Origin of the sequence: Actinoplanes sp. NPDC026670 (assembly GCF_040638175.1) — a bacterium.
GTDB lineage: Bacteria > Actinomycetota > Actinomycetes > Mycobacteriales > Micromonosporaceae > Actinoplanes.
Map to the genome: position 1 here is coordinate 1 of NZ_JBEZXU010000214.1, position 1,107 is coordinate 1,107.

Below are 1,107 nucleotides of genomic sequence, written 5' to 3' on the forward strand. Positions count from 1 at the left end.
GCTTGGAGTCAAGGGGTGGTTGCATCGGTGCTGGTGAGGAACTCGTTGAGTTTTTCGGTGGGGGTGCGCCAGTTGAGGGTTTCGCGGGGGCGGTTGTTCATTTCGGTGGCGGTGGTGTCGAGGTCGGTTTGGGTGATGGTGCGGAAGTCGAAGCTGCCTTTGGGGTAGTACTGGCGCAGGAGTCCGTTGGTGTTCTCGTTGGAGCCGCGTTGCCAGGGTGAGTGGGGGTCGCAGAAGTAGACCGGGCAGTCGGTGGCGGTGGTGAAGTCGAGGTGGCCGGCCATTTCGGTGCCCTGGTCCCAGGTCAGGGAGCGTCGGAGGGTGTCGGGCAGGCGGCTCATCGCGGTGGCGAGTTGGCTGATGACGTGTTCGCTGACGCGGCTGTCGGGCAGGGCGACCAGGATCAGGTAGCGGGTGGCGCGTTCGACGAGGGTCGCGATGGCGGAGCTGCCGTTGCGGCCGATGACCAGGTCGCCTTCCCAGTGTCCGGGGATGGCGCGGGCGGTGGCTTCGGCGGGGCGCTGGCTGATGTTGAGGCCGAGCCAGGGTCGGCTGGAGCGGATCGCGGCGCCGGCTGCGGGACGGCGGTGGCGGCTGGCGCGGCCGGAGCGCAGGGCGACCTGGCGGGTGAGTTCGGCGCGCAGGTTTCCGCGGGCTTGTAGGTAGATGGCCTGGTAGATCGTTTCGTGGGACACCCACATCTCCCTCTGTTCGGGGAAATCCTGCCGCAGCCGGCGGGCGATCTGCCGGGGTGAGTGTCGCTGCCGGAGCCGGTTGACGACTTCGGTGCGCAGCGGGCCGGGCCGCGACAGCCGGCCCCGGGTGGACCGGGGCCGGCGTGCGGCTGAGGCCCGGTCCGCAGTGTGGGCCCGGTAGGCCATCTCCGGGCGGCCGAACCGGACCGCGTGAGCGTGCAGCGAGTTCAGCTTCACCTCGCGTGACACCGTCGACGGTGACCGGCCCAGCTGGCGGGCGATCGACCGCATCGACTCGTTACGGTCCAGCCTGATCGCTATCTCTTCCCGTTCCGCCACACTCAACCGCGCCGCCATCACAGCATCCCATCAAGATCCATCGACAGTGATGCAACGAAGTATTGACTCCGCC

At 68.3% G+C, this 1,107-nt stretch carries 1 protein-coding gene; it reads right to left on the reverse strand.

Features of this window, described 5'->3' with window-relative positions:
* Positions 1–8 precede the first annotated feature (8 nt).
* Positions 9–1,052: an IS30 family transposase gene (locus AB0E94_RS53190; RefSeq protein ID WP_360344664.1), complete on the reverse strand. Its 1,044-nt coding sequence runs from the start codon at positions 1,050–1,052 to the stop codon at positions 9–11.
* Positions 1,053–1,107 lie beyond the last annotated feature (55 nt).